This is a genomic window from Macrococcus sp. DPC7161, from assembly GCF_004117835.1.
Taxonomy (GTDB): domain Bacteria; phylum Bacillota; class Bacilli; order Staphylococcales; family Staphylococcaceae; genus SDSC01.
On the sequence record NZ_SDSC01000045.1, the window covers coordinates 1 to 419 of the forward strand.

The 419-nt window shown below is 38.9% G+C and carries 1 protein-coding gene; it reads left to right on the plus strand.

The window, feature by feature from the left end; genetic code table 11:
- The coding region (locus ER639_RS12020) for a molybdopterin-dependent oxidoreductase (RefSeq protein WP_164993457.1) at positions 1-419 on the plus strand (419 nt) is incomplete at both ends.

The window sequence follows — 419 nt, forward strand, 5'->3', positions numbered from 1 at the left end:
TCATGTTACAGCTGATGCAGAAAGATTGATTTCTGCAATAGTAATGCTATCTGGACACATTGGTTCTGCAAGAGAAGGCTTTATAAAGCTTAGACCATACGCAAACAGCCAAGGTCTTGTGGATATGGGTATTAGTATTGACAGCGAAGCAAAGCTTGCACTTGTTAAAGACAATTCAATAAAAGGGCTTATGGTATTTGGGGAAAATATCAGTCCTGAAGAAATTTCAGCAGTAGAGTTCCTTATGGTTCATGATACTCATATGACTGATCTAGCTAAAATAGCTGATGTGGTAATCCCTGCGGCTGTTATGGTGGAATCTGATGGAACTATAACTTCTGCAGAAAGAAGAATCCAAAGAGTATCAGCTGCTATAAAACCAGCAACTGGTTTATCAAACTGGGAAGTTCTAAAGAGAC